Here is a 24800-nt window from a genome sequence, read left to right as displayed (position 1 = left end):
ATAATTAGCGTCGAGAGTCGATGCATATCCATATCGACTCCGTTGGTGTCATTGACGCTGAAAGGGTATGTAAAACGGGCGTAAAGGCGCCATAAAGGGGCATTGGGGGAGCGTAAAATCGGCGTAAAGAACGCCGGTTTCAGAGGGAATCGGGTGGGGAGGGATCAAAAAACCCGGCCTGGGCCGGGTTTGGAGAGCGAGGCTTATGCCGTTGCCAGCGGCTCTCAACGCATGGTCACAAACTCTTCTGCGCTGGTGGGGTGGGAAGGGGAACGCAGTTGTCGGTTTGACCTCTGTCTCCCCGTTTCCCTCCTTGCGATCCTTACTCAACGCATGATGACAAACTCTTCCGCGCTGGTGGGGTGGGAAGGGGAAACGCAGTTGTCGGTTTGAGCTTTGTCTCCCTGTTCCCCAGCCTCAACGCATGGTGACAAACTCTTCCGCGCTGGTCGGATGGATGGCGACGCAGTTGTCGAAGTCCGCCTTGGTGGCACCCATCTTCATGGCGACGCCAAAGCCCTGCAGTATCTCGTCCATCGCAAAGCCGATGCCGTGCAGGCCGACCACCTTCTCCTCCGGGCCGACGCAGACCAGCTTCATCCGGGTGGGCTGGCGATGCTGGGTCAGGGCCGAATACATGGCGGTGAACTGGCTGCGGTAGACCTTGACCTGATCTTCACCGTATTCGGCGATGGCTTCCGGCTCGGTCAGACCTATGGTGCCGATGGGCGGGTGGCTGAACACCACGGTCGGCACCAGATCGTAGTTGAGGTGCTCGCTCGGCTTGTTGTTGAACAGCCGCTCCGAGAGGCGGCGGCCTGCCGCGACGGCCACCGGGGTGAGCTGGATACGGCCGGTGTTGTCACCCACCGCATAGAGGTTGGCGACGGCGGTGTTCTGGAACTTGTCGGTGGGGATGAAGCCCTTCTCGTCCAGGGTGATGCCGGTGGCGGCCAGATTGAGGTTGTCGGTGGCCGGCACGCGGCCGATGGCCCAGATCAGGCAGTCCACCGTGAGGTGGCGACCATCTTCCAGCTGCAGGGTCAGGCTCTCATCGGCGTTCTTGACCACCGCTTTCGGAATGGCGTGGGTGTGCAGCTTGGGCCCTTCCTGCGCCATGATTTCGACCAGTGTTTCGTGGATCATGGGATCGAAGTTGCGCAGCGGCGCGTGTTTGCGCACCACCAGATGGGTCTCGGAGCCAAGCGCCTGCATCACGCCGGCGATCTCGACCGCGATATATCCGGCACCGACCACGGCGACCCGCTTGGGCTGGCTTTGCAGATCGAAGAAGCCGTCGGAGTCGATGCCGAGTTCGGCGCCCGGTATGGTCGGGACCTCGGGGCGGCCACCGGTGGCGATCAGTATGTGATCGGCGCTGTACTGCTCGCCATCAACCTCGATGGTGTTGCTGCTGACGAAACGGGCGAAGCCCTTGATGACGGTGATCTGGTTCTTGCCCAGCACGTTCTCGTAGGACTTGTGGATGCGGCCAATATAGGCCTGACGGGACTCGACCAGCCTGGCCCAGCTAAAGTGATTGAGGGTGGTGTCGAAGCCGTAGTCGGCCCCGTATCTCAGGGCATCGGCGATCTGGCCGGCATACCACATGGCCTTCTTCGGTACGCAACCGACGTTGACGCAGGTACCCCCCAGCTCTTTGGCTTCAATCAGGGCGACTTTCTTGCCATACATGGCAGCCCGGTTGGCCGAGGCGATGCCGCCGCTGCCGCCGCCGATGGCGATATAGTCAAAATGCTGTGCCATTGCGAGGTTCTCCGCTCGTTAAGAATGCAATCACAGCATGATGGGGACAAAGTGGCCGGCTCACAAGAGCCGGCATTCAGTTCTGCCGGATCGGCAGGCGGATATGGAACTGGGCACCCTGGCCTGGTTCGCTGGCGCAATGGATGCGGCCGCGCAGCAGTTGCACCACCAGGTTGTAGATAATGTGGGTGCCGAGCCCGCTGCCACCCTGGCCTCGCTTGGAGGTGACGAAGGGATCGAAGATGCGCGGCAGTATCTCCGGGGGGATGCCGCGACCGTTGTCGCTGTAGTCGATGACCAGATCGTCACCCTGCTGCTCCACCCTGATGGTGATCTTCTTGGGCCTGTCCCAGCCGTCGAAACCGTGATGGATGGAGTTGAGGATCAGGTTGGAATAGATCTGGGTGAAGCTGCCGGGGAAGGAGTAGATGGCCAGCTTGGGATCGCATTGAATGTCGACCTCGCACTGGGCCTTCTTCAGCTTGTAGCCGAGGGAGACCACCACCTGATGCAGGTTGTCGGCGAGGCTGAAGTTGTAGCGCGCCTCGGACGACTGATCCACCGCCACCTGCTTGAAGCTGGCGATGAGCTCCGAGGCCCGCCTCAGGTTGCCCTGCAGCAGTTGCATCGACTCGTCGAGGTTCTGGGTGAACTCGTTGAGATAGGTGCGCGACAGCTGCTTGGCCTCGAGGTGCTGCTTGAAGTCGGCCACCCGCTCCTGCAGATAGGAGGAGGCCGTGACGCTGATGCCGATGGGGGTGTTGATCTCGTGGGCCACGCCGGCCACCAGCGAACCCAGGGAGGCCATCTTCTCCGACTCCACCAGGGTCTGCTGCGCCTGTTTCAGATCGTCATAGGCCTTGCCCAGCTGGTCGTTGGCATCGCTCAGGCTGCGGGTACGCTCCGCCACCTTGCCTTCCAGCTGTTCGTTGAACAGTATGATTTCCCGCTCCACCTTCTTGAGGGGGGTGATGTCGTAACCGAAGCCAATCAGATACTTGAGATTCGGCCCCTCGTAGAAGGGTGCGAAGGTCCACTGCAGGACGAGTTCGCTGCCCTGCTGGTCATGCATGGTGATCTCCCTGTCCTCGAGGGAGCCCTGATCCGCCAGGGTGGCCGCGAGCTCGGCCCGCTGCTCCTCGCTGACGAAGAGATCCAGCCAGTTGTGCTGCAGCAGCTCCTCGTGGTGATAGCCGGTGAGCAGTATGGCGGCCGGGTTGATGCTGGCGATGTTGAGATCCGGCTCCATGCAGCAGATGACCATGTTGGCGGAGTTGATCAGGGTGGCGGAGAAGTCCCGCTCCTGCTGTAGCTGATCCGCCGCCTGATGGCGGGCGTTGAACTCGTCATTCAATCGGGTGCGCATCTGGTTGAGGGTGGCGGCCAGCGCATCGAACTCGTCCGGGTGCTTGCGGGGCAGGGGACGCCCTTCCAGCGTCAGCTCCACCGCCAGCCGATCCAGGCTCAGTTTCTGGGCGTAGCTGACGATGCGGTTGATATGGCGGATCACCAGGTAATAGATGATGACCAGGATGCAGAGGGAGACGACCAGGGTCTTGATGGTCTGGCTGACCAGGATCAGCACCGACTTCTCGATCAGCCGCTGGTAGACCTGATCCAGGGTGGCGGCGACGAACAGCTTGCCGACCACCTCGCCCTGATAGGTGAGGCTGAATTCGCGGGAGATGTCGTATCGCGCCTGCTCCACCCCCTGGGTCAGCAGCGGCACTTCCGAGTTGCCCAGCATCTCCTTGACCATGACGAACTGCATGTTGGGCAGGTTCATGATGCCTTCGATCTGCACCTTGACCTGCTCTTCATCCAGGTTCCACAGACTGGCGGAGATGGGCTGCAGGAAGGAGGCCTCGATCTGGTCGATGCTGGCCTCGATGACGGTGACGTCCTTGTTGTAATCCCAGGCGAGCTGCAGCACCGTGATGACCAGCGCCAGCACAGTGCTGCAGATCAGAATGTAGGAAAGCAGACGATAAGAGAGTCCGTTAAGGCCTATGGCCCTGGAGAAGATTCCTGACATGGCATCCTTGCGGTCTGGATTGCGAACGGCCTAGTTTAACTGCTTCATGGACTCATGTCGTGGGTCATGAAATGGATAAAAATAAGGCCCCTTTCGGGGCCTTGTGGCTGTTGGCTGAGGATCAATGGTTTCCTTTCGCCTTGGCCGGAATGGACTCGTCGAATTCCGGCAGCGGTTTGTGCTCCGAGGCCAGGAAGGTGTAGATCACCGGCAGCACGAACAGGGTGAACAGGGTGCCGATGGCCAGACCCGCCACGATGACGATGCCGATGCTGAAGCGCTGGGCCGCCCCCGCACCCGCCGCATAGAGCAGCGGGATCAGGCCGGCGATCATGGCCGCCGTGGTCATCAGGATGGGGCGCAGACGCACCTTGGCAGCCTGCATCACGGCCTGCATCCGGTTCATGCCGTGCAGCAGCTGCTCCTCCTTCGCCACCTCGCAGATCAGAATACCGTGCTTGGTAATCAGACCGACCAGGGTGATGAGGCCCACCTGGGAGTAGATGTTCATGGTGGCCAGGCCCCATGCCAGGGCAATCAGGGCCCCGCTGATGGCAAGGGGGACCGACACCATGATCACCAGGGGGTCACGCACCGACTCGAACTGGATCGCCAGCACCAGGAAGATGATGGCCAGGGCCAGGGCGAAGGTGGCATAGAGCGCATTGCCCTCGGTCACGAACTGGCGGGCTTCACCCATGAAGTCGTAGCGATAGCCTTGCGGCAGCTTCTCTTCGGCGGTGGCCTTGAACCAGTTGATCGCATCCCCCATGGCCACGCCGGGTGCCGGTACGGCGCCTATGGTGGCAGAGTTCAGCTGGTTGAAGTGGGGCAGGGCGCGGGGCTCGCCAACCACTTCAATCTTGATCAGGCTGCCGAGCGGGATTGACTTGCCGTCGGCGGCGCGCACGTAATAACCCTTGATGGACTCGGGGTTGAGACGGAATTTGCGCTCCACCTGGGGGATCACCTCGTAGGAGCGGCCATCCAGATCGATCCGGTTGACGTAACCGTCCGCCATCATGGTGCCCATGGTGATGCCGATGTCCTGCATGGTGATGCCGTAGGCACCCGCCTTGTCCTTGTCGATGCTGATCTTCATGGTGGCCGAGTCGTAGTTCAGATCGAGATCCGAATAGACGAACTGGCCGTTGGCCTGGGTTGCCGCCAGCATCTCACCCGCGATCAGGAACAGGCTCTCGAAGCTGTTCGGGGTGGTGATGACGAACTGGATGGGCAAACCGCTGGAGGCACCTGGCAGTTCGGGGAACTGGAAGGTGGTGATGGCCATCCCGGGGATGTCCTTCACCAGATCGGCCACTCGATCCAGCACCTCTTTCTGGCTCGCCTCACGCTGGCTCCAGGGCACCATGGAGGCGATGCCGAAGGCCTGGTTGGCGTTGAACACCCCGGAGAAGACCTGGGAGTAGGCGATCTCGGGCTGGTCATCCAGCACCTTGTTCACGTCCGCCATGGTGTTCTCGATGTAGTCCAGGTTGGCATTGGACGGTGCCGTCCCCAGCACGGCCATGACCCCCTTGTCCTCGGACGGGGCCAGCTCGCTCGGGATGAACTTGAACAGCAGCGGCAGGCTGCCGAACACGATGACGGCGAACAGTATGACCACGATGCGGCGCTGCATGACCGCATGCAGCATGCTGTCGTAGCGGGCGGTCATCCGATCCAGCAGGTGATGCACTGTGCTCTCGAACTTGCCTGGCTGTTCGTTGGCCTTGAGCATCTTGGAGCACATCATGGGCGACAGGGTCAGCGCTATGATGCCGGAGACGAACACGGCCCCCGCCAGGGTCAGCGCGAACTCCTTGAACAGGGAGCCAGTGATGCCCCCCATCAGGGCGATAGGCGCGTACACCGCAGCCAGGGTCACCGTCATGGCGATGACGGGCACGGCGATCTCCCGGGTGCCTATGATGGCGGCCCGGAACGGTTCTTCCCCCTCCTTGATGTGTCGGTCGACGTTCTCCAGCACCACGATGGCGTCATCCACCACCAGACCGATGGCGAGCACCATGGCGAGCAGTGTCATCAGGTTTATCGAGAAACCGAACATGTCCATCATCATCACCACGCCGATGAGACTCAGCGGGATTGTGATGATCGGGATGATGACCGCCCGGAAGGAGCCGAGGAACAGGGTGATGACCACCAGTACGATGGCGGCCGCTTCCAGTATGGTCTTGATGACCTCGTTGATGGACTCGTTGATGGCGATGGTGGAGTCATACAGGATGTTGACCTGCATGGTGCTCGGCATGTTGCTCTTCAGGCTCGGCAGCAGCTCCAGCACATCGTGGGCGATGTTGATGGGGTTGGCGGTCGGCGCGGCATTGATGGCAAGTACCACGGCCTCGCGGCCGTTGGCGCTGGCGCGATAGATGTCGTGGCTCTTCTCCAGCGACACCTTGGCAATGTCGGAGAGACGGATCACCTTGCCATCCCGGGTCGCCACCACCAGACGCTTGAGCTCATCGGTATTGCTGACCTGGGTCTCGGCATTGCCGTTGAACAGGGTGAAATAGCCGGTGGCCTGACCGGTGGCCGACTGATAGTTGTTGCTGTTGAGCACAGTCATCACGTCGCTGGAGGTCAGGTCGAAGGCGGCCATCTTGGCCGGATCCAGCCACACCCGCAGGGCAAACTCGACCCCGCCGTAGAGGTCAACCTTGGATACCCCGCCCACGGTGAACAGCTGGGGCTTGATGACCCGCTCCAGGTAGTCGGTGATCTGGCTGGAGTTCAGCTCCGGGCTGGTGAAGCCCATGTAGAGCACCGCTGTGGTGGAGCCCGTGGAGGAGGTGACCGAGGGGTCTTCCGCCTCTTTGGGCAACTGGGAGCGCACCGAGTTGACCTTGGCCAGGATGTCGGACAGCGCGGCGTTCGGATCGGTGTTCAGCTTCATGTAGGCCGTCACCGTGGAGCTGCCCAGCTGGCTGGAGGAGGTCATGAAGTCGATGTTGTCGGCTTGCGCGACCGCCTGCTCCAGCGGCTGGGTGATGAAGCCCTGGATCAGATCCGAGCTGGCGCCATAGTAGCTGGTGTTGACCGTGATGACGGTGTTGATCACCTCGGGATATTCCCGCACCTGCATCTTGAATATGGCCTGGAAGCCCAGCAGGGCTATCAGGAAGCTGAGCGAGATCGCCAGCACCGGCCGTTTTATGAATATGTCAGTAAATCGCATCGCAGATCTCCGCGCTTACAGCATCGGGGTTTGTGCCGGAACGGCAAGGGCATCATTCTCGACCACGTGCACCTTGGTATCGTTGCTCAGGCGAACCTGACCCGACAGCACGATTTGATCGCCAGCCTTGATGCCGGACAGCACATGGACATCATTGCCGCGACGCTCACCCGCCTTGACCACCACCTGCTTGGCGCGTTTCACGCCGTCTGCCTCGTGAATGACGTAGACGTTCTCGCCATAGAGGGTGAAGGAGATGGCAGACTGCGGGATCACGATCTGGTCTTTCACCGTGGGCAGTATGATGCTGGCGCGGGCGAACATGCCGGAGCGCAGCTGGCCGCCGTTGTTCGGGATGTTGGCTTGCACCTGGATCAGGCCGCTCTGGTAGTTGACCGCTGGCTCGATGGCGGTGATCTGACCGTCAAACTGGGTCTGGGGATAGGCATCCACGTTGATCTTGACGGTCTGGCCGAGGGAAATCTTGGAGATGTCGGTCTGGGGCACGGTGAAGCGCAGGCGCATCACGCTGGTATCTTCCAGTCGCACAATCTCGGTACCGGGTTCCAGATACTGGCCGAGGAAGACGTTGCGCAGACCCACGACGCCACCGAAGGGGGCGCGGACTTCGCGGCGGGCTATGGTGCCCTTCAGGCTCTCGATGTCCGCTTCCAGTGAACGGTAGCTCGCTTCGGCATCATCCAGCTGATCCCGGGAGATGGAGTTCTTCTGGTACAGGTTCTGGTAGCGCTCGAACTTGGCACGAGCCGCAGGCAGCCTGGCCCGGGAGGAGTTCAGGTTGGCCTTCTCCACGCTGGAGTCCAGGCTCAGCAGCAGTTGATCCGCCTTGACCTGAGCCCCGGATTCGAAACTGATGTTGTCTATGGTGCCAGCCAGTTCACTGGAAAGGGTGACCCCCTGGTTGGGCTCGATGAAGCCGATCGCCTCTATGGTGGGGACCCAGTCCTGCGCCTTGGTCACCATGGCGGTCACCGGGAACTCGGGCTCGGGTCGATTGGCCATGAACTCTGCAATCTTCTTCTGCTTGAACATATTGAAGCCGATGACACTGCCGAACAGGGCGAGTGCTATTAGCAACATGATGGCCATCCACTTTTTCATGAACAGGCTCCTGTGATGGAATAATTAGGGTTTAAAATGGCATTCCAGCTGGCCCGGATGACCGTTTCCAACTGTTCTTGCGTCAACTCAAATTCGTGAGCCTGGCGTTGTTGTACCAGGTTGACCACGCTGCTCAGACTCAGGGCCTCCAGCACCAGAACGGGCAAATCGATGAACAGACCCTGCTGGCGTCCCTGTTCGAAGAAACGCTCAAGTGGGGCCCATGTCGCCATTATGACCGGATCCCTCTCCAATTCAGCCCCCAATGGAGAACTTTCGTACTGCAATTTGCATTTAAGTACATTGGGGTGGCTGGCAAAGAGGGCGTCGATATTGAGCCAGAGGCGTCGATACTGCCGATAGGACACCTCTTCTATCTGCACATCTTCCATGACCAAGGGATGACACTTGAGAATGGTGTGCTGATAAAGCTGGCGGACAAGATCATCCTTGTCGCTGAAGTAGCGATAGATGGTGCCTGCCGCTACCTTGGCTTTCTTGGCAACCGCGGCAATGGAAAGGCCGTAGAAGCCCTGCTCGCCGAGGATTTCGTGCGCTGCCTCGAAAATCCGCTCTTTCTTATCCATGATGATCAGGCTTTGGCGAGTGAATGAACGTTCATTCATTCTAGGTGGAGAAGAAAGCAAGTCAAGGGATGCCGGCCACTTTACTGTCAGAAGAGGATCCAAAAGTGGGCCGAGTGAGGACGTTTTTGGCCGAACGTCTGAAGAAGAGGCATAAAAGTGTACGAAAAGATTGAAAAACAGACACTTGAACCATGAGGATAAAAAAAGAGTAGACAAGGTGGGCGCCATCATCAATAATGCGCCCCGTTCGACAGCGTAGCGCCCGTAGCTCAGCTGGATAGAGCGCTGCCCTCCGGAGGCAGAGGTCACAGGTTCGAATCCTGTCGGGCGCACCATCAAAGTGCGCCAGTTAAGCGGGCGTTGTTGTGGAACAAAACAGCTGTGGTGGCTGTAGCTCAGTTGGTAGAGTCCCGGATTGTGATTCCGGTTGTCGTGGGTTCGAGCCCCATCAGCCACCCCATTTTACAGCTTGTCAGGTATGCGAAGGTGGCGGAATTGGTAGACGCGCTAGCTTCAGGTGTTAGTGCCCCCCGGGTGTGAGGGTTCGAGTCCCTCTCTTCGCACCATACTTGCTGTATGACGAGGATGACCACATGGTCATCTTTGTATTTTGGAAATACCTCATCGGTGATTAGCGCAGCCCGGTAGCGCATCTGGTTTGGGACCAGAGGGTCAAAGGTTCGAATCCTTTATCACCGACCACATTCTGAAAACCTCGCTTCGGCGGGGTTTTTGCTTTTCTGCGTGTCCGTCGCGCCTCTGTCACCTCTTCTTACATTTCTGCAGGCGCCTGTTCGCCGCGAGTTCGTTATGCTTGGCCGGGAGCCACCCGAAGAGTGGACACCCGCGACCCATTCAGACACAGGCCTATGCACCATCATGCCCCTTCACATCCGATTGTTCGCCCTGATGGCACTGCTGCTCGGCGGCTGTGCCTTGCAGCCGAGACCAGAGAACCTTCTGCTGGGGGCCGCCCCCAGGTCAACGCCGGAGCCCCCGGCCACCCTGGTGACCGACGGCGGCTTCTGCGTGGCCCTGGGCGAGCAGGGCAGCCTGCTCACCCAGCCTTGCGATCAGAGCCCACGCCAGCTGTTCAGCTGGGATGCGGGGGCCTTGCAGCTGGCGCAGGGTTGCCTGATCGCCAGGGGGGAGGACGGCCTCGCCGTGGGAGAGTGCCAGGACGACAGCCGTCAATGGCAGTGGCAGGGGGATAGACTGTTCAACCGGCAGGTTTCACTCTGCCTGGATGTGGCTGGTCGCCGCCACAGAGCCGCGGTGCCGCTGCGGCTGGCCGAGTGTTACGGTGGCGCCAATCAGAGCTTCACCTGGACGCCGACCGGCAGCCTGCTGGATCGCCTTGGGCTGCCTGGCCTCAGCGGATGAGGCTGTCCCTCGACTCCTGACGGGATCCGCGCCGGACACCGGGCAGGGGCACCAGACGCCAGACATCCTCGGGACCCGCCCCTTCCAGTGCATCCAGCCGGCTGATGAGCAGGGTCTGGATGCCGTGCAACTGATCCGCCCGTTGCAGCGTCTCGACCAGCGGGCAGTGGAGGTGCCGGGGTGACTCGTCCAGATAGTGGAACGGTCTGACCCCCCGCAGTATGGTCATCTGGTTGAGCAGTGGCTGATCATCTGAGAGCGCCCAGATGGGCCCCTGGTGCGCGCCGCGGGAGATGGCGGTGACGGCCTGGCCCCCCTTGGTCAGGATGGCGATGCCGCAGGTGTTGTCCAGGCCGAGGCTGGATGTCAGGGTGGTCAGCGCCCTGTGATGACCGGCTTGAACCTGGGGTGTGCTGCCCTGAAGCCAGAGTGGCTGCCCGCCGCCCCCGTCCTGCTCGGCCCCCAGGGTGATGCGGGCCATGGCCTCCACCGCCTCGACGGGAAAGTGGCCGGCGGCCGACTCGGCCGAGAGCATGACGGCATCGGTCCCGTCCAGCACGGCGTTGGCTACATCCAGCACCTCGGCCCGGGTCGGCATGGGGCTGGCGAGCATGGACTCCATCATCTGGGTCGCCGTGATCACCGGCCGACCGAGCAAGCGGCAACGCTGGATCAGCGTCTTCTGCACGCCGGGCAGCCTGGCATCCCCAATTTCGACCCCGAGATCTCCCCTGGCCACCATGATGATGTCGGCGGCATGAATGATCTCGTCCATGGCCTCGATGGAGGCGACCACCTCGGCCCGCTCCACCTTGGCGATGATGGCCGCCCTGCTGCCGGTGGCGCGGATCAGCTGGCGAGCCTCCTGCAAGTCCGCCGCGCTGCGAGGGAAGGAGACGGCCACGAAATCGGCGTCAATCTGCCGGGCAAGGAGAATGTCGGCCCTGTCCTTGTCGGTCAGGGCCGGTGCGCTCAGGCCACCGCCGAGCACATTGATCCCCTTGCGACTGGACAGGGTACCGCCGACCAGCACCCGGGTGTGCACCTCGGCCCCCGCAATCCGCTCCACCCTGAACTGCAGGCGACCGTCATCGAGCAGCAGTATGTTGCCGACCCCGACCTCCTCCACCAGTGCCGGATAGTCGAGCCCGACTCTCTCCTGGTTGCCCTGTGCGGGATCCAGATCTGCGTCCAGGATGAAGCCGTCTCCCGGCTTCAGCTGAATGCTGCCCGCCGCCAGGCTGGCGATCCGGATCTTGGGGCCCTGCAGGTCGGCCAGTATGCCGATGTGCAGCCCGAGCCGGCTGGCGACCTCGCGGATCCGCCCTGCGACTTGCCTGTGCTGCTCGTGGCTGCCGTGGGAGAAGTTGAGGCGAAAGACATTGGCGCCCGCGAGCAGCAACTTCTCCACCATCTCGCAGGAGGAGCTGGCCGGGCCCAGGGTGGCGATAATCTTGGTTTTACGCATGGGGTGACTCTCTTGGGTGGTGCAGGAAACAAAAAAGGTGGTCAAGCGACCACCTTTTTTGCGAGCAGGCATCAGTAGTTGACGACTTTCTTGGCATTCCACACCGTCATGGCGAGCAGCATGGAGACCACAGAGGCTCCGAGCCAGAAGTACTGGGCACTGCTGAAGTCATAGTGGGTGACTCCGTCGACCACGCTGGTCTCGATCAGGGCGGCGGAGACCAGCTCCTGGCCGGAGGCTGCGATGTAGGAGCACAGACCGATGAAGCCCTTCACCGCCCCCACTGCCGTCTTGGGCATCAGGTCGCAGGCGGTCAGGCCGGCCAGGAACACCACCAGACCCCCGATGGAGTAGCCGATCAGGGAGAGGGCGACGGCATCCATCATGCGGCTCTGGGGGCCCCAGAACATCAGGCACATGCCGGCGATGTTGGCCAGGCCGTACAGCAGGGTCGGAATGTGGCGGTTGGCGTTGAACAGCTTGTCGGAGATGACCCCGGCCAGGATGGCGCCGATGAAACCGGCGATGGGGTAGGCGGACATGGCGAAGCCAGCATCGATCAGGCTGTAACCCTTCTGCTCCTGCAGATAGAGCACGGCCCAGGAGCTCATGGCATAGCGGGACATGTACATGCAGGCGCAGGCGGCGGCGATGAGCCAGACCACCGGCTGCTTGAGAATGAACAGCTGGGCGCGGCGGATCTCGGCCGGCTCGACCTTCTTGGCGATCTCGGGCTCTTCGCCGAAGGCGACGGCAGGCTCCGGCAGGGCATAGGTCTGCGGGCGATCCTTCAGGACCAGGTACATCAGGATGGCGGCGATACCGGAGGCGATGCCGGCGCCGATGAAGCCGGCCTGCCAGCCGAAGTAGCTGACGACGGTGGCGGTCAGGATCCAGGAGATGCCTTCACCTATGTTGCGCGAACCGCCCCAGATGGAATAGACGGAGCCGCGCTGCTTGGGGGAGAACCACTGGAAGATGGAGACGCATGAGGGGGCCGAGCCGATGGACTGGAACCAGCCGTTCAGGCCCCACATCAGCACCAGGAAGAAGGTGGCTGTGTTCATGCCCATCAAGATGGTGCAGACCGCGGAGGCGCCCAGGGCGACCGACATGAAGCGGCCTATGTTGGCGTAATCCGACAGGAAGCCGTTGGAGAACTTGCCGACCGCATAGGTGAACAGGAAGGCGGAACCTATCACCCCCAGCTCGTCCAGGGTGACTATGCCGGCATCCAGCAGGGGCTTCTTGACCACGTTAAGGCTCATGCGAACCACGTAGAACATGGCGTAGCCCAGTACCAGACCCAGGAAGACCTGCCACTGATACTTGCGATAGATGGATCTTATCTTGTCCGGCGAGGCGTCCATGACCGGCAGGTCGGCTCGCGTCTTGAAGAAGTTGAACATGTTGTGCTCCGTGAAGGTGGGTAGCGGAAGTGCAGAGAGGCTCTGACTGTCGCCGCCATCTTAGGGAACCTGTTCGGACCCTTACAAAACGCGCTTTTCGGGTCAGTTGTGACTCAAGGGGCCGCTTTCCTGAGTCAGAAATGGCAGCTTTCGCCTGGCCCGCCCATGCGGGATCAAAGACAATAAGCCAGGAGGAGGAGGGGGAATGAGTCAGATCCGGCCCATGGCCCCGGCCGGGTGTTTTTGACCGGATCTCGAATCTTTGATCGTTCGCACACATTCGATGACCACGGGGAGTCAGCCAGCCGTTATGCGTACCCATTGCCGACTGCTATCCATCTTGATGCTGATCTGTGGCGGACTCTGCAACGGGGCCGGTGCCGCCTCGCTGACGGTGCTGACCTCCTTCTCCGAGAGCCCGGTCAGGGCCATGGTGGCGGGGTTCACCGAGGCCAACCCCGGGGTCAGGGTCGAGGTGATCTACAGGCGCACCTTGCCCGCCCTGCGGCTGCTGACCCAGGCCGACGGGGCCCCGGTGGACGTGGTGCTCTCCTCGTCCCCCACCTTCTTCCACTCGCTGGACAGGGCGGGCCTGCTGACCGAATTGCCGATCAAGAGCCGGGCCCCCGCCTGGTTGAGCCCGCATACCATGGGGTTGGAGGAGAAGGTGGCCGTGGTCGGCTATTCCGGCATCGGCATCATGTACAACAGGCGCTATCTGGAAAAATACCGGCTGCCGGTGCCAACCAGCTGGCAGAGCCTGGCCGATCCCGCCTTCATGGGTCATGTGATGATGAGCTCCCCCTCCCAGTCCGGCACCACGCACATGATGGTGGAGAGCATACTGCAGCAATATGGCTGGCAGCAGGGCTGGGCCATGCTGATGCAGATCGGCGGCAACCTGTCCGCCATCACGGCCCGCAGCTTCGGGGTCAGCGACGGCATCAGTCGCGGGCTGGCGGGGGCTGGCCTGGTGATCGAGAGCTATGCCCGCACCAGCAAGGCCCGCTTCGATTACATCGGCTTCACCCCCCTGCCACAGGCGGCCATATTGCCGACCTACCTGGCGGTGACCCGCAGCAGCCGGCAATCGGCGCTGGCCGGTCACTTCATCGATTACCTGCTCTCCGCCGAGGGGCAGGCCATAGTCGGCACCTCGGAGATGGCCAAGGTGACGCTCACCGAGCCGAAGCTGGCGCAGCAGACCGAGTTCGTGATCGACAAGGCGCTGCTCTATGGTCGTGCCAACCTGTTGAAGGCATTGTTCGATCAGACCATCACCCAGCAGTTGCCCAAGTTGCGGCTCACCTGGCAGGGCCTCGCCGAGGCGGATGCCGGAGGGGATGTCGAGCGGGCCGCCCTGCTGGCCAAGGCGAGGGCCCTGGCCAGCACGCCCCCCCTGAGCGAGGCGGAGGCGCGGGAGCCGGCCACCCTGGCGCTGTTTGATGCCATCTACGAGCAGGACAGGCCCAATCCCCAGGCCGAGCGTCTGCAACATCGGTGGCGTCAGCTCACCCGGGACAAGCTGGCGGCCGCCATGGTGCTGGTGGAACAGGCGGCCAAACCGTGAGGCGCTGGCGGCTGCGCTGGCCCGGTACCCTGGGGCGGCGGCTCAGGCTCTCCTTCGTGGCCATCCTTGTCCTGGCCCTGGCCATGGGGGGCACGGCCTATGTGATGTGGGACCGGCTGGGCCGCCAGGTGGGGCTGATCGTCGAGGAGAGTCTGCCGGCCATCGATGATGCCTACCGGTTGGAGCGGGCCAGCTCCCGTTTGCTGCTGCAACTGGCCCAGCTCAGGGACGCCCCCACCCTGGGGGATTTCCAGCGGCTCTCCCGTCAGGTATCGGTGACCCTGCGGCAGATGCGCCAATCCGCCCTCTCCAGCAGCCCGGACAACCGGGAAACCCCCAGCCAGCGCCAGGCCTTCGCCGAGCTCGGCGAGCGGGTCGAGCGCCACGCCGGCTACCTGCGCCAGCAGCTGGATCATCAGGAGATGCTGAGCCAGATGCGAAAGCGCAGCGCCTGGCTGCACCAGGATCTGGTCGAAGAGGTCGCCCCCCTGCTGCAGGAGGTGGAGTGGCACCTGACCGGCATGGTGGCGAACCAGGAGCAGCGGGAGACCCTGGCTGAGGTGATCAAGGAGTTCTCCGCCCTGCAGGATCTGACCTTCAAGGAGAACGAGCTGCAGGGCCTGGTGGAGGAGGTGATAGCGCAGCGTTATCAGCAGGATCTGGAGAGCGCCTTCCTGTTTATCGGCTACAAGATCGACGAGATCGACGGCCTGACGGCCCGTCTCGCCGATTACCCCTCGACGGTGAGCTATCGCCAGATCCTCGAAGAGATAGTCACCCTGGTCAAACCCGGCGGCCAGCTGCAACAGCTGCTGGCCGCCGACGTGCGGACCCATCAACGGCTGGAGGCGCTGCGCCCCCAGCTGGATGAATCCGTCTCCCGCTACCATGCCAGGGTGAGCCGGGTGGTGACCGAGGCCAACCAGGCGCTGCGCACCCTGAGCCATGACAGCCATCGCATGGTGACCACCGGAAAGACGGTGATCCTGGTGGGGCTGAGCCTCTCTGTGCTGATCGGGGGCCTGGTGCTGGTGGTGCTGATCGGGCGGCGGCTGATCCGGCGCCTGGACATCCTGGGTCAGGATCTGGCCAGGGTCGCCGCCGGGCAGCTGGATCAACCGATCCGCACCCTGGGGCGGGACGAGATTGGCCGCCTGGGGGAGAGCCTGCGCAGCTTCTGCGAGCAGTTGCAGCAGATGGAGAAGAGCAATGCCCTCAACCTCATCAACAACACCCAGGCCTCCCTCATCACCTGTCATCAGGACGGGACCATAGAGTCAGTCAACCCGAGTGCCCTGACCCTGTTCCAGCAGAGCGCCATCGCGCCGGAGCAGCCGCTGTGGCAGCTGTTCCCCGGCGAGGGCTGCGCCGTGCTGGCGGCCCAGTTCCAGCCCGATCAGCCGTTGCAGCGATTCGGCAGCAGCGAATGCACCCTGGCCATCGAGCTGGCGGGGCAGATACGCTACCTGCACTTCAACTTCCGCCGCTTCGAGCAGGCCAGACGATCCAAGTTCATCATCACCATCACGGATGTGACCCGCCAGGAGCTGACTGCCCGGGAGCTGGGGCTGCTGGTGGCGGAGCGTACCCGGGAGCTGACCGAGAATAACCGGCGGTTGGCCGAGGAGGTGGCCCAGCGGGAGCAGGCCCAGCGCAACCTGCTGCAGACCCAGGACGAGCTGATCCAGGCGGCCAAGATGGCGGTGGTCGGCCAGGCCATGACCAGCCTGGCCCATGAGCTCAACCAGCCGCTGTCGGCCATGATGACCTACCTCTACACCAGCCGGATGGCGCTGGCGACCGGGGAGAGCCAGCGGCTCGGCCAGGAGCTGGACAAGATAGAGCGGCTCGCTCAGCGGATGAACCGCATCATCACGGCGCTGCGCAACTTTGCCCGCAAGTCGCCACAGCTCGACGCCCTCTGCCGGCTGGATCTGCACGAGCTGGCGGAACAGTCCCTGCTGCTGGTGGAGAACCGCGCCAGGCGCGAGGCTTGCCAGCTGCACAACGAGCTGCCCCCCGGGCTCTGGATCCAGGGCGACCCCGGTCTGGTGGAGCAGGTGCTGGTCAACCTGCTGGTGAACGGCCTCGATGCCATCGCCGGGCGGGAGTCGCGCCAGCTGCGGCTGATACTGCTCGAGCGGGGGAGTGCGCGGGTGCGCATCGCCCTGTGTGACAGCGGCCCCGGTTTCGCCGAGGCCATATTGCCCAGTCTGTTTACCCCCTTCACCAGCTCCAAGGAGGTGGGGCTGGGACTGGGGCTGACCATCTGCCGCTCCCTGCTGGCGCGCTGTGCCGGTGAAATAGGGCTGGCCTCTGCCCTGGAGGGCGGTGCCATGGTGGTGCTGGAGTTTACCGTCGACCCATCGGCGCTGCCGATGACGTCTGCCTATGATGACGCGCGGGAGTGAGAACCATGCTGTTGACCCGTAGTCGCCCCACCGATGTGCTGCTGGTGGATGATGACGAAGATGTACTGGAATCCTATTGCCATCTGCTGAACCTGTCGGGCTACAGGCCCAAGGGGCTCGCCGATCCTGAGCAGGCACTGGCTCTGCTCGACGACCAGTGGCCCGGCGTGCTGGTGTCAGACATCTACATGCCGGCGATGAATGGCCTGGATCTGCTGGCCCAGGTGCAGCAGATAGATGCCGAGATCCCGGTGATCCTGATCACCGGGCACGGGGACATCCCCCTGGCGGTCAGGGCGGTCAAGCAGGGGGCCTTCGATTTTCTGGAGAAGCCGCTGCACCCCGAGGCCCTGCTGGATTTGCTGACGCGCGCCATGGCGCACAGGCGGGAGGTACTGGCCAGGCGCGGCGAGATCCAGACGGCCGTGGAGCATCAGCTGATCGGCACCAGCCCCCAGATCGTCGCCCTGCGTCATCAGCTCAACCAGCTGGCCCAGACTGACAAGGATCTCATGCTGGAGGGGGAGCCGGGCACCGGCCGCCATACCCTGGCCGAGCTGCTGCACCGCATCGGCGCCCGCAAGGAGCAGAGGCTGCAGCTGCACGACTGCGCCGCGGCCCCCGAGCTTGCAGCCTTGAAAGAGAGCCTGGCGCTCAGCCGTGGCGGCACCCTGGTGCTGAATGCGCCGGCCAGGCTGACGCCTGAGTGCCAGCGCTGGCTGGGGGGCCATCTGCTGGAGCAGGAGCGCAAGGGGGACAAGGAGCAACGCACCCTAGCCCTGTTTGACGAGGCGCCAGAGCAACTGGTGGAGAGCCACCAGCTGATGCCGGAGCTCTATTACTACCTCTCCCAGGTGCGGCTCAAGCTGCCCCGGCTGGCGGAGCGCAGCTGCGACATCATCCCGCTGTTTCGCGCCTTCCTCCATCAGGGTTGCAAGCGCATCGGCCGGCCCGCCCCCCAGGTGGATCGCGCCTACCTGGAGACGCTCAAGCGCCATCAGTGGCCGGGCAACATCCGGGAGCTGCGCAACGTGGCCGAGCTCTATGCGGTGGGCATCATCAAGCTGGCGGGGGTCGAGCGCGCCATCCCGGCCGCCAGCGCCAGGGAGCCCCTCGACGACCTGGTGGAGGAGTACGAGAAGCGAGTGATAGAGGACACCCTGTTCCTCTTCTCCGGGCGGGTGAGCGAGGCCGCCAGCTACCTCGGCATCCCGCGCAAGAAGCTCTATCTGCGGATGAAGAAACACAATCTCGAGAAGGAGCAGTTCAAGCCTCGCGGCTGAGGCGCGGGGTTTCCCAATGGGACGACCCTGGCCGATACTGAGGCTGTCTGGATGACGGGAGAGAACATCATGAGATGCCCACACTGCATGAGCCAGGGAGTCGAGAAGGTAGAGGATGAACGGGTCGGCCGGGCCTGTGCCCTGGGTTGTGGCGCGGCGGGGGGCTATGCCTGTGCGGCGACCTTTGCCAAGATCGGGGCCGGGCTGGGGGCCACGCTGGGTGGCGTGGGGATACCCATAGGCGCCATCGCGGGTGCCCTGAGCGGTGCCCTGGTCGGCGGTGCAACCGGTGGTGGGGTCGGGCTATGGCTGGGTCGCACCCTGGATCGGCAGATCTCCCGGCAGTACTGGTGCAAGGAGTGCAACCACAGTTTCAAGCGATGAGGCGCTTGCGCGCATAGTGCCATGGCGATCCCGGGGGGAGATCGCCATGATGGCGGAGATCAGGCTGCGCCTGTCTGATCGATGGCGAACAGCTGCTCCAGATAGACGGCGACGCCATCCTCATCCGAACTCAGGGTTCTGTCGTGTTCGCTCAGGGCCAGCTTGAGGCGATCATGGGCGTTGCCCATCACCACACCCCGACCCACCATGCTCAGCATCTCGAAGTCGTTCATGCCATCACCGAAGGCGACCGCCTGGGACATCTCAAGCCCATGCTGTTCCAGCACGGCGCGCACGGCATTGCCCTTGTGTACCCCGGCGTGCATCACCTCGAGGCAATCCGGCAGGGAGAAGGTGACATTGATCCGATCACCATAACGCTGGTTGAGCTCTGCCTCTATCTGCAGCAGTTTCTCGTGTTCGCCGATGTAGAAGACCTTGTTGATCTTGTCCAGCGGGTGGCTGGCGAGATCGGTCAGGCGATAGCTGAAGCCGGAGTCGTGATGGAACTGCAGCAGCCAGGGCATCTCCTCTTCCACCAGCCACTCGTCGCCGTAGTAGACGTTGATGTGGATGGAGGGGTCGCGCTCCAGCGCGATCAGCTCGGCTGCCACCGTGCTCGGCAGAGCCTGGTTGAAGACGAGGGTATCCTGCTTGTCGTGCACCACGGCGCCGTTGGAGGTGATGAGGTAGATATCCAGCCCCAGGGCATCGCGGATGCTGCGCACATCCACATGGTGACGGCCGGTGGCCACCACGAACTTGATCCCCTGATCCACCAGACGGTGCAGGGTATCCCGGGTGCGGGAGGAGATCTGGTGCTGCCCGTTGAGCAGGGTACCATCGAGATCGGACACAACTACCTTGAACATCATTACCTCGGCATCAGTGGAACGCCGGGGCAGTGTACCCCAGCGTCCGGTGTGACCCCATTTATTTAGGGATCCAAAAAATAACCAGTCCCTGGGTCTGTTGCCGTGCCGGTGCAGACCGCGCCTGGGTGGCAAGTGACACCATGCTGGACGCTGGCCACTCCCCTGGCACGTCACGCAACCGGCCACTAGAAGCGGGCGAAGAAGTCCAGGGTTGCGGTCAGGGCAGGCAGGCGCTGGGCATCGGCCTCGATGAACAGCTCGTGCCAGGCCCCCTCGATCCGCAGCGGCTTGCCCCCTTCACACTGGAGCCGGGCACAGAAGCTGTCCTGGGCCTGGTTGTCGACAATGCCGTCTTCCCCGGCCTGGATCAGCAGCAGCGGCGTCTTGATCCTGTCTGCCTCCGCGATGGCGGCATCCCCGGCCTTGATGCCCTCGCGGATCCAGTGGGCCGTCACCCCGCCCAGCTTGATCTGCGGATGCTGCTCATAGAGCTGGCGGAATGCCTGGTAGCGGGGCTCGCTGTGGCTCAGGCCGTTGTCGGCAAATTCATGGGAGACATAGCCGGTCTGGCCCGGGCCATAGGGGGGCTCGCCCCACCAGCTGCCGACCGTATCCATGGTGGCTGCCAGCCCCTGGGCCAGCCACTTTGGCAGGCCGCCGAGGTTGATGCCCATCATGGGGGAGGAGAGCACGGCCGCCTCGACATCATCCGGCCAGCGCTCCAGATAGCGGGCCGAGATGGCGCCGCCCATGGAGTGGGCCAGCAGGAACAGCTTGGCGGGTTTGTCCGCCAGTATGACCTCGTCATGGAACTGCTTCAGATCCAGCACATAGTCGTCGAAGTTGGCGACATAGCCCTTCTCCTTGTCGACCAGCAGGCGATCCGACAGCCCCTGGCCGCGGTGATCGATGAGGTAGAGGCTGTAGCCCTGACGCCACAGATCCCAGGCCAGCTCCTGATACTTGAGGTAGCTCTCGACCCGGCCGTTGACCAGGAGTATGGCTCTGTCCACCTTGGCCTGGCGCAGGGCGGCATAGCGGATGGTCACCCCGTCCTTGGCCTTGAAGGCGCTCTCGACGGCGTGCTGGCGCCAGAAGTCGGGCAGGGTCTGTTGATGGAGGGCGGGGACGTCGGCTTCCGTGGTCAGCTGATAGGGATTGGTCACGGCAAGGGCTCCGGCAGAAAACAGGGTCAGGGCCAGCAGGGGCAGAGCGTTAAATTTCATCGGTTGGATACTCCATATCCAGTGGATCGTCCTGTTGTGCGGCCCAGCCCTTGCGGGTCAGCTGCATCCGTTGCCACCAGGCTTCGTCCGCCAGGATCTCGCCGGCCGGGCCGAGCTGGGGATAGGGCATCTCTTTCTCTTTGCAGAGCTGGGCATAGATGGGGTAGCCCCCCTCGAACAGTATGCTGTTCTGCTCCTCCAGGTCGAGCGGGCAGCCGCGCTGATAGCAGCCGGCCAGCTCGCGCTGGCGCTGGGCTTCGTAAAGTATGGCGGCGGCGGCCACCGAGACGTTGAGGGACTGCACCATGCCCACCATGGGAATGACGATATGGTGATCGGCCAGGGCCAGCGCCTCTTCGCCGATGCCGTGCTTCTCCTGACCCACCAGGATGGCGGTCGGCTTGGTGTAGTCGATGGCGCGAAAGTCCACCGAGCTCTCCGAGAGATGGGTCGCCAGGATCTGCATGCCGGAGGCTTTCAGCTCGGCCACGGCACTGCCGATATCCGGGTGCAGCTTGACGTCGACCCAGTTCTGGCTGCCGCGGGCGGTGCCCTTGCGCTTGTGGATCCAGGTCTTGGGCCAGACGGCGTGGACCCGGTGGATGCCGATGGCATCGGCGGTGCGCACTATGGCGGCCAGATTGTGAGGTTTGTGGACCTCTTCCATGCAGACGGTCAGATCGAGCTGGCGCTGGGCCAGCATATCGGAGATCCGTTTAAAGCGTTCAGGTGTCATGTCAGTTTCTATCGAGTGAGGCTGGTGCACGCAACAAGGCAGGTGGGCTGTTGCATGGGGCCATGAGTGTCTCTTGAAAAGCAGCAGGCGGCTCGCGCCGCCTGTGTGATCAGTTCTTCTGTCGGCTCACCCTGAGCACGTTGGGCATCACCCGGATCTTGCGCATGATGTTGGCAAGGTGGATGCGGCCCTTGGTGGTGATGAGCAGGGTGACCAGATAGACCCGGCCATCCTTCTCTTCTGTGCTGATGGCGTGGATGTTGGCGCCGGTGGCGGCAATCACGTTGGCCAGCTCCGCCAGGGCACCCTGGTGGTTGACGATCTCGATGCTGATGCCGGTGCGGAACTCCTGTTCCTGCTCCTTGTCCACTTCCCACTGCACCGGCAGGTACTTGTCCGGCTCGCGGCTGTAGCCCTTGATGTTGCGGCAGGACTCCTGGTGAATGACCAGTCCCTTGCCCGGGCTGATGTGGGCGATGATGGCATCCCCCGGGATCGGGCGACAGCAGTTCGCGAAGGTGACCAGCATGCCGTCGGCCCCCTTGATGGGCATCTTCTTGCTGCTGGACTTCGGTTGCTCTTCCGGCGGCAACTCGTCACCCAGCATGCGGCGCGCCACCATGACGCTCATGGCATTGCCAAGCCCCACATCGGCCAACAGGCCCTGCAGGTTCTCGTGCTTGGTGTCGGCCAGCACCTGCTTGATGCGCGGCTCGGGAATGTCTTCGATGTTCTTGGCGCCGAGGGCATGGTTGAGCAGGCGGCGACCCAGCACCACCGACTCTTCGGTGCGCAGGTTCTTGAGGAATTGGCGGATCTTGGAGCGCGCCTTGGTGGTCACCACGAAGTTGAGCCAGGCCGCGTTCGGGCGTGCGCCCGGTGCCGTGATGATCTCCACCGTCTGGCCCGAGTGCAGCGGACTGCTCAGGGGGTAGGGGTGGCGGTCGACCCGGGAGCCGACGCAGGCGTGGCCGATGTCGGTGTGTACCGTGTAGGCGAAGTCCACCGGGGTAGCGCCGGCGGGCAGCTCCATGATGCGGCCCTCCGGGGTGAAGACGTAGATCTCGTCCGGGAAGAGGTCGGTCTTGACCCCCTCGATGAATTCAAAGGAGCTACCCGCGCTCTGCTGCAACTCCAGCAGGCTCTGCATCCAGCGCTGGGCGCGGATCTGGGCCGTGGTGCCCGAGCTGTCGCCATCCTGCTTGTAGGCCCAGTGGGCGGCGACCCCCTTGTCGGCCATCTGATCCATGAACTCGGTGCGGATCTGCACCTCCACCGGCACCCCGTGCGGCCCCACCAGTGAGGTGTGCAGGGACTGGTAGCCGTTGGTCTTGGGAATGGCGATGTAGTCCTTGAAGCGGCCGGGACGGGGCTTGTAGAGGCTGTGCATCTGACCAAGCACCCGGTAGCAGGTGTCTATGTCCTTCACCCTGACGCGGAAGGCGTAGATATCCATCACCTCATGGAACTGCAGCTCTTTCTTCTCCATCTTGTTGTAGATGGAGAACAGGTTCTTCTCGCGACCGCTGACCTGGGCATCTATGCCGGCCTCGCGCAACCGACCCTCAATCTCGCTCTCGATGGAGTCGATGATCTCGCGGCGATTGCCGCGGGCGCGGCGCACCGATTCCCGCAGCACCCGCGAGCGCATGGGGTAGAGCGCCTCGAAGCCCAGCTCTTCCAGCTCGTTCTTCATGGTGTGAATGCCGAGGCGGTTGGCGATGGGGGCGAAGATCTCGAGGGTTTCCCGGGCGATGCGGCGACGCTTGTCAGGCCGCAGTGAGCCCAGGGTGCGCATATTGTGGGTGCGGTCGGCGAGCTTGATCAGGATGACCCGGATGTCCTGGGTCATGGCCATCATCATCTTGCGGAAGTTTTCGGCCTGGGCTTCCTTGCGATCGCGGAACTTCAGCTTGTCGAGCTTGGAGACGCCGGATACCAGCTCGGCGACGGCGTTGCCGAACAGCTCGGCGAGATCGTCCTTGGTGACCGGGGTATCTTCGATGACGTCGTGCAGCACTGCGGCCATCAGGGTTTCGTGATCGAGTCGCATGTCGCCGAGAATGCGGGCAACGGCAACCGGGTGGGTGATATAGGGCTCGCCGCTGGAACGCATCTGTCCCTGGTGAGCGTCACGGGCCACCACATAGGCTTGCCTGAGCTTCTCAACCTGCTCTGGAGGCAGGTAGGAACTGGCTATTTCTTTAAGGTTTTCAAATAAATACAAGACAGTCCCCGCAGCGGTGAAACGACAATCCGTGGAATTGAGGATATGCCCTCGAGTTTGCGAGGTTTTCGAGCGGTTGTAAATGGGAAGAACAGTCGGCACCCGGGCGGGCGCCGACCATGAGAAATAACTTAACCGCGGCCTTCGGCGATGGCAGCAACGGCAGCCAGCTCGGCGGCTTCCTGCTCTTGCTGCTCGTAGCGGTCCTGGGTATCCATCACCTGGTTGTTGACCAGACCCAGTTCGATCTCGCGCAGGGCGATCACGGTCGGCTTGTCGTTCTCTTCGTCGACCAGGGGATCTTTGCCTTGTACCGCGATTTGACGGGCGCGGCGTGCGGCGACCAGCACCAGGTCAAAACGGTTACCTACCTGTTTTACAGCATCTTCTACAGTAACGCGTGCCATGCAGGACTCCAGTGTTTGGGCTTTCTGTGTTTGAAAAAGCAGTGTTTAAAAATGACGCAAAAGTTTACTTGTTTTTGGCCTATTCTGCCAGTAGCTGTTGCAGCAAGTTTTGTTGGGCCTGCTGCTGCTGGCGCAATTCCAGCCGCTGGCACTCTATGATGGCCCTGAGCTGGAACAGCGCCTGCTCAAAGTCTTCATTGATAATGACATAGTCATACTCGTCGTAGTGCACCATTTCGGCAATGGCTTTCGCCATCCGGCCGGCGATCACTTCGCTGCTGTCCTGGCCGCGCCCGATCAGGCGGCGCTCCAGCTCTTCCCGGCTCGGCGGCAGGATGAAGATGGACTTGGTCGGCATCTGCTCGCGGATCTGGCGGGCGCCCTGCCAGTCAATGTCGAGGAAGACGTCGATGCCTTGGGCCAGGCAGGCCTCGATGGCGGCGCGGGAGGTGCCGTAGTAGTTGCCGAACACCTCTGCCCACTCCAGAAAATCACCGCGCTCGATCAGCGCCTTGAACTCTTCCACCTGCACGAAGTGGTAGTGCACCCCGTGCTCTTCGCCGGGGCGGGTGGCGCGGGTGGTGTGGGAGACGGAGAGCTGCATCTTGCCGGCGTCGTTGTGCTGGGTCAGCAAGGCATTGAGCAGGCTGGACTTACCGGCCCCGCTCGGGGAGGAGATGATATAGAGAGTGCCTTGTTGCGCCATGT

General features: G+C 62.6%; 18 protein-coding genes and 4 tRNA genes. 9 read left to right on the top strand and 13 right to left on the bottom strand.

The features are described 5' to 3' along the window. Positions 1 to 417: 417 nt before the first annotated feature. The 5 genes from gorA to HB860_RS19090 form a co-directional block, all read right to left on the bottom strand. Positions 418 to 1767 carry a glutathione-disulfide reductase gene (gene gorA, locus HB860_RS19110; RefSeq protein WP_247627633.1) on the bottom strand — a complete coding sequence of 450 codons (1350 nt, stop codon included), beginning with the start codon at positions 1765 to 1767 and terminating at the stop codon, positions 418 to 420. 76 nt (positions 1768 to 1843) lie between these two features. Beyond that, positions 1844 to 3802, bottom strand: coding sequence for an ATP-binding protein (locus HB860_RS19105; RefSeq protein ID WP_247627632.1), 1959 nt, complete (start codon positions 3800 to 3802; stop codon positions 1844 to 1846). A 121-nt stretch (positions 3803 to 3923) separates the two neighbouring features. Beyond that, positions 3924 to 7004 (bottom strand): multidrug efflux RND transporter permease subunit, encoded by a 3081-nt coding sequence (locus HB860_RS19100; protein ID WP_247627631.1) that lies wholly within the window; start codon positions 7002 to 7004, stop codon positions 3924 to 3926. A gap of 15 nt (positions 7005 to 7019) precedes the next feature. Next, positions 7020 to 8126 carry an efflux RND transporter periplasmic adaptor subunit gene (locus tag HB860_RS19095; RefSeq protein WP_139437094.1) on the bottom strand — a complete coding sequence of 369 codons (1107 nt, stop codon included), beginning with the start codon at positions 8124 to 8126 and terminating at the stop codon, positions 7020 to 7022. Further along, positions 8123 to 8713, bottom strand: coding sequence for a TetR/AcrR family transcriptional regulator (locus tag HB860_RS19090; RefSeq protein WP_139437092.1), 591 nt, complete (start codon positions 8711 to 8713; stop codon positions 8123 to 8125). The genes HB860_RS19095 and HB860_RS19090 overlap by 4 nt, the downstream gene beginning before the upstream one ends. Positions 8714 to 8971: 258 nt before the next feature. On the opposite strand from HB860_RS19090, the gene HB860_RS19085 reads away from it, so the two are divergent. The 5 genes from HB860_RS19085 to HB860_RS19065 all read left to right on the top strand — a co-directional run bounded on the left by HB860_RS19085 (position 8972) and on the right by HB860_RS19065 (position 10096). Continuing rightward, a tRNA-Arg gene (locus tag HB860_RS19085) sits at positions 8972 to 9048 on the top strand. 49 nt (positions 9049 to 9097) lie between these two features. Further along, a tRNA-His gene (locus HB860_RS19080) sits at positions 9098 to 9173 on the top strand. A 20-nt stretch (positions 9174 to 9193) separates the two neighbouring features. After that, positions 9194 to 9279: transfer RNA gene (locus HB860_RS19075), tRNA-Leu, on the top strand. A 59-nt stretch (positions 9280 to 9338) separates the two neighbouring features. Continuing rightward, a tRNA-Pro gene (locus HB860_RS19070) sits at positions 9339 to 9415 on the top strand. Between the two features lie 177 nt (positions 9416 to 9592). Next, positions 9593 to 10096: an RICIN domain-containing protein gene (locus HB860_RS19065; protein ID WP_247627630.1), complete on the top strand. Its 504-nt coding sequence runs from the start codon at positions 9593 to 9595 to the stop codon at positions 10094 to 10096. On the opposite strand, the gene pyk is transcribed toward HB860_RS19065, so the two are convergent. Next, the gene (pyk, locus tag HB860_RS19060) at positions 10086 to 11564 is read right to left on the bottom strand and encodes a pyruvate kinase (RefSeq protein ID WP_247627629.1); all 1479 of its coding nucleotides are present in this window, start codon (positions 11562 to 11564) and stop codon (positions 10086 to 10088) included. The two genes, HB860_RS19065 and pyk, sit on opposite strands and share 11 nt — an antisense overlap. Positions 11565 to 11635: 71 nt before the next feature. Next, entirely contained in the window at positions 11636 to 12973 is a 1338-nt protein-coding gene (locus tag HB860_RS19055; protein WP_139437088.1) for an MFS transporter, read from the bottom strand. A gap of 310 nt (positions 12974 to 13283) precedes the next feature. Between HB860_RS19055 and HB860_RS19050 the strand changes: the two genes are divergently transcribed. The 4 genes from HB860_RS19050 to HB860_RS19035 all read left to right on the top strand — a co-directional run bounded on the left by HB860_RS19050 (position 13284) and on the right by HB860_RS19035 (position 18621). Next, complete coding sequence (locus tag HB860_RS19050) at positions 13284 to 14543, top strand: ABC transporter substrate-binding protein (RefSeq protein ID WP_247627628.1); 1260 nt, start codon at positions 13284 to 13286, stop codon at positions 14541 to 14543. After that, on the top strand, positions 14540 to 16954 hold the full coding sequence (locus HB860_RS19045; protein ID WP_247627627.1) for an ATP-binding protein: 2415 nt from the start codon (positions 14540 to 14542) through the stop codon (positions 16952 to 16954). The genes HB860_RS19050 and HB860_RS19045 overlap by 4 nt, the downstream gene beginning before the upstream one ends. 5 nt (positions 16955 to 16959) lie before the next feature. After that, on the top strand, positions 16960 to 18237 hold the full coding sequence (locus tag HB860_RS19040; protein ID WP_247627626.1) for a sigma-54-dependent transcriptional regulator: 1278 nt from the start codon (positions 16960 to 16962) through the stop codon (positions 18235 to 18237). A 69-nt stretch (positions 18238 to 18306) separates the two neighbouring features. Continuing rightward, entirely contained in the window at positions 18307 to 18621 is a 315-nt protein-coding gene (locus HB860_RS19035; RefSeq protein ID WP_247627625.1) for a hypothetical protein, read from the top strand. Between the two features lie 59 nt (positions 18622 to 18680). Here the strand turns inward: HB860_RS19035 and HB860_RS19030 are convergent, their stop codons facing one another. The 6 genes from HB860_RS19030 to gmk all read right to left on the bottom strand — a co-directional run bounded on the left by HB860_RS19030 (position 18681) and on the right by gmk (position 24798). Next, positions 18681 to 19493, bottom strand: a complete 813-nt coding sequence (locus HB860_RS19030; protein WP_139437077.1) for a Cof-type HAD-IIB family hydrolase — start codon at positions 19491 to 19493, stop codon at positions 18681 to 18683. 188 nt (positions 19494 to 19681) lie between these two features. Further along, positions 19682 to 20722: an alpha/beta fold hydrolase gene (locus HB860_RS19025; RefSeq protein ID WP_247627624.1), complete on the bottom strand. Its 1041-nt coding sequence runs from the start codon at positions 20720 to 20722 to the stop codon at positions 19682 to 19684. Then, positions 20712 to 21458: a tRNA (guanosine(18)-2'-O)-methyltransferase TrmH gene (gene trmH / locus HB860_RS19020; protein ID WP_139437073.1), complete on the bottom strand. Its 747-nt coding sequence runs from the start codon at positions 21456 to 21458 to the stop codon at positions 20712 to 20714. Before trmH ends, HB860_RS19025 begins: the two co-directional genes overlap by 11 nt. 109 nt (positions 21459 to 21567) lie before the next feature. Beyond that, positions 21568 to 23685, bottom strand: coding sequence for a bifunctional GTP diphosphokinase/guanosine-3',5'-bis pyrophosphate 3'-pyrophosphohydrolase (spoT, locus tag HB860_RS19015; protein ID WP_139437071.1), 2118 nt, complete (start codon positions 23683 to 23685; stop codon positions 21568 to 21570). Between the two features lie 131 nt (positions 23686 to 23816). Then, on the bottom strand, positions 23817 to 24092 hold the full coding sequence (gene rpoZ / locus HB860_RS19010; RefSeq protein ID WP_005307060.1) for a DNA-directed RNA polymerase subunit omega: 276 nt from the start codon (positions 24090 to 24092) through the stop codon (positions 23817 to 23819). Positions 24093 to 24171: 79 nt separating this feature from the next. Further along, the gene (gene gmk / locus HB860_RS19005) at positions 24172 to 24798 is read right to left on the bottom strand and encodes a guanylate kinase (RefSeq protein ID WP_139437069.1); all 627 of its coding nucleotides are present in this window, start codon (positions 24796 to 24798) and stop codon (positions 24172 to 24174) included. Positions 24799 to 24800: the final 2 nt, after the last annotated feature.

This window comes from Aeromonas genomosp. paramedia (genome assembly GCF_023093515.1).
Lineage (GTDB): Bacteria > Pseudomonadota > Gammaproteobacteria > Enterobacterales > Aeromonadaceae > Aeromonas.
The sequence above is the reverse complement of the archived record's forward strand: the minus strand, read 5'-3'. Positions and strand labels throughout refer to the sequence as shown.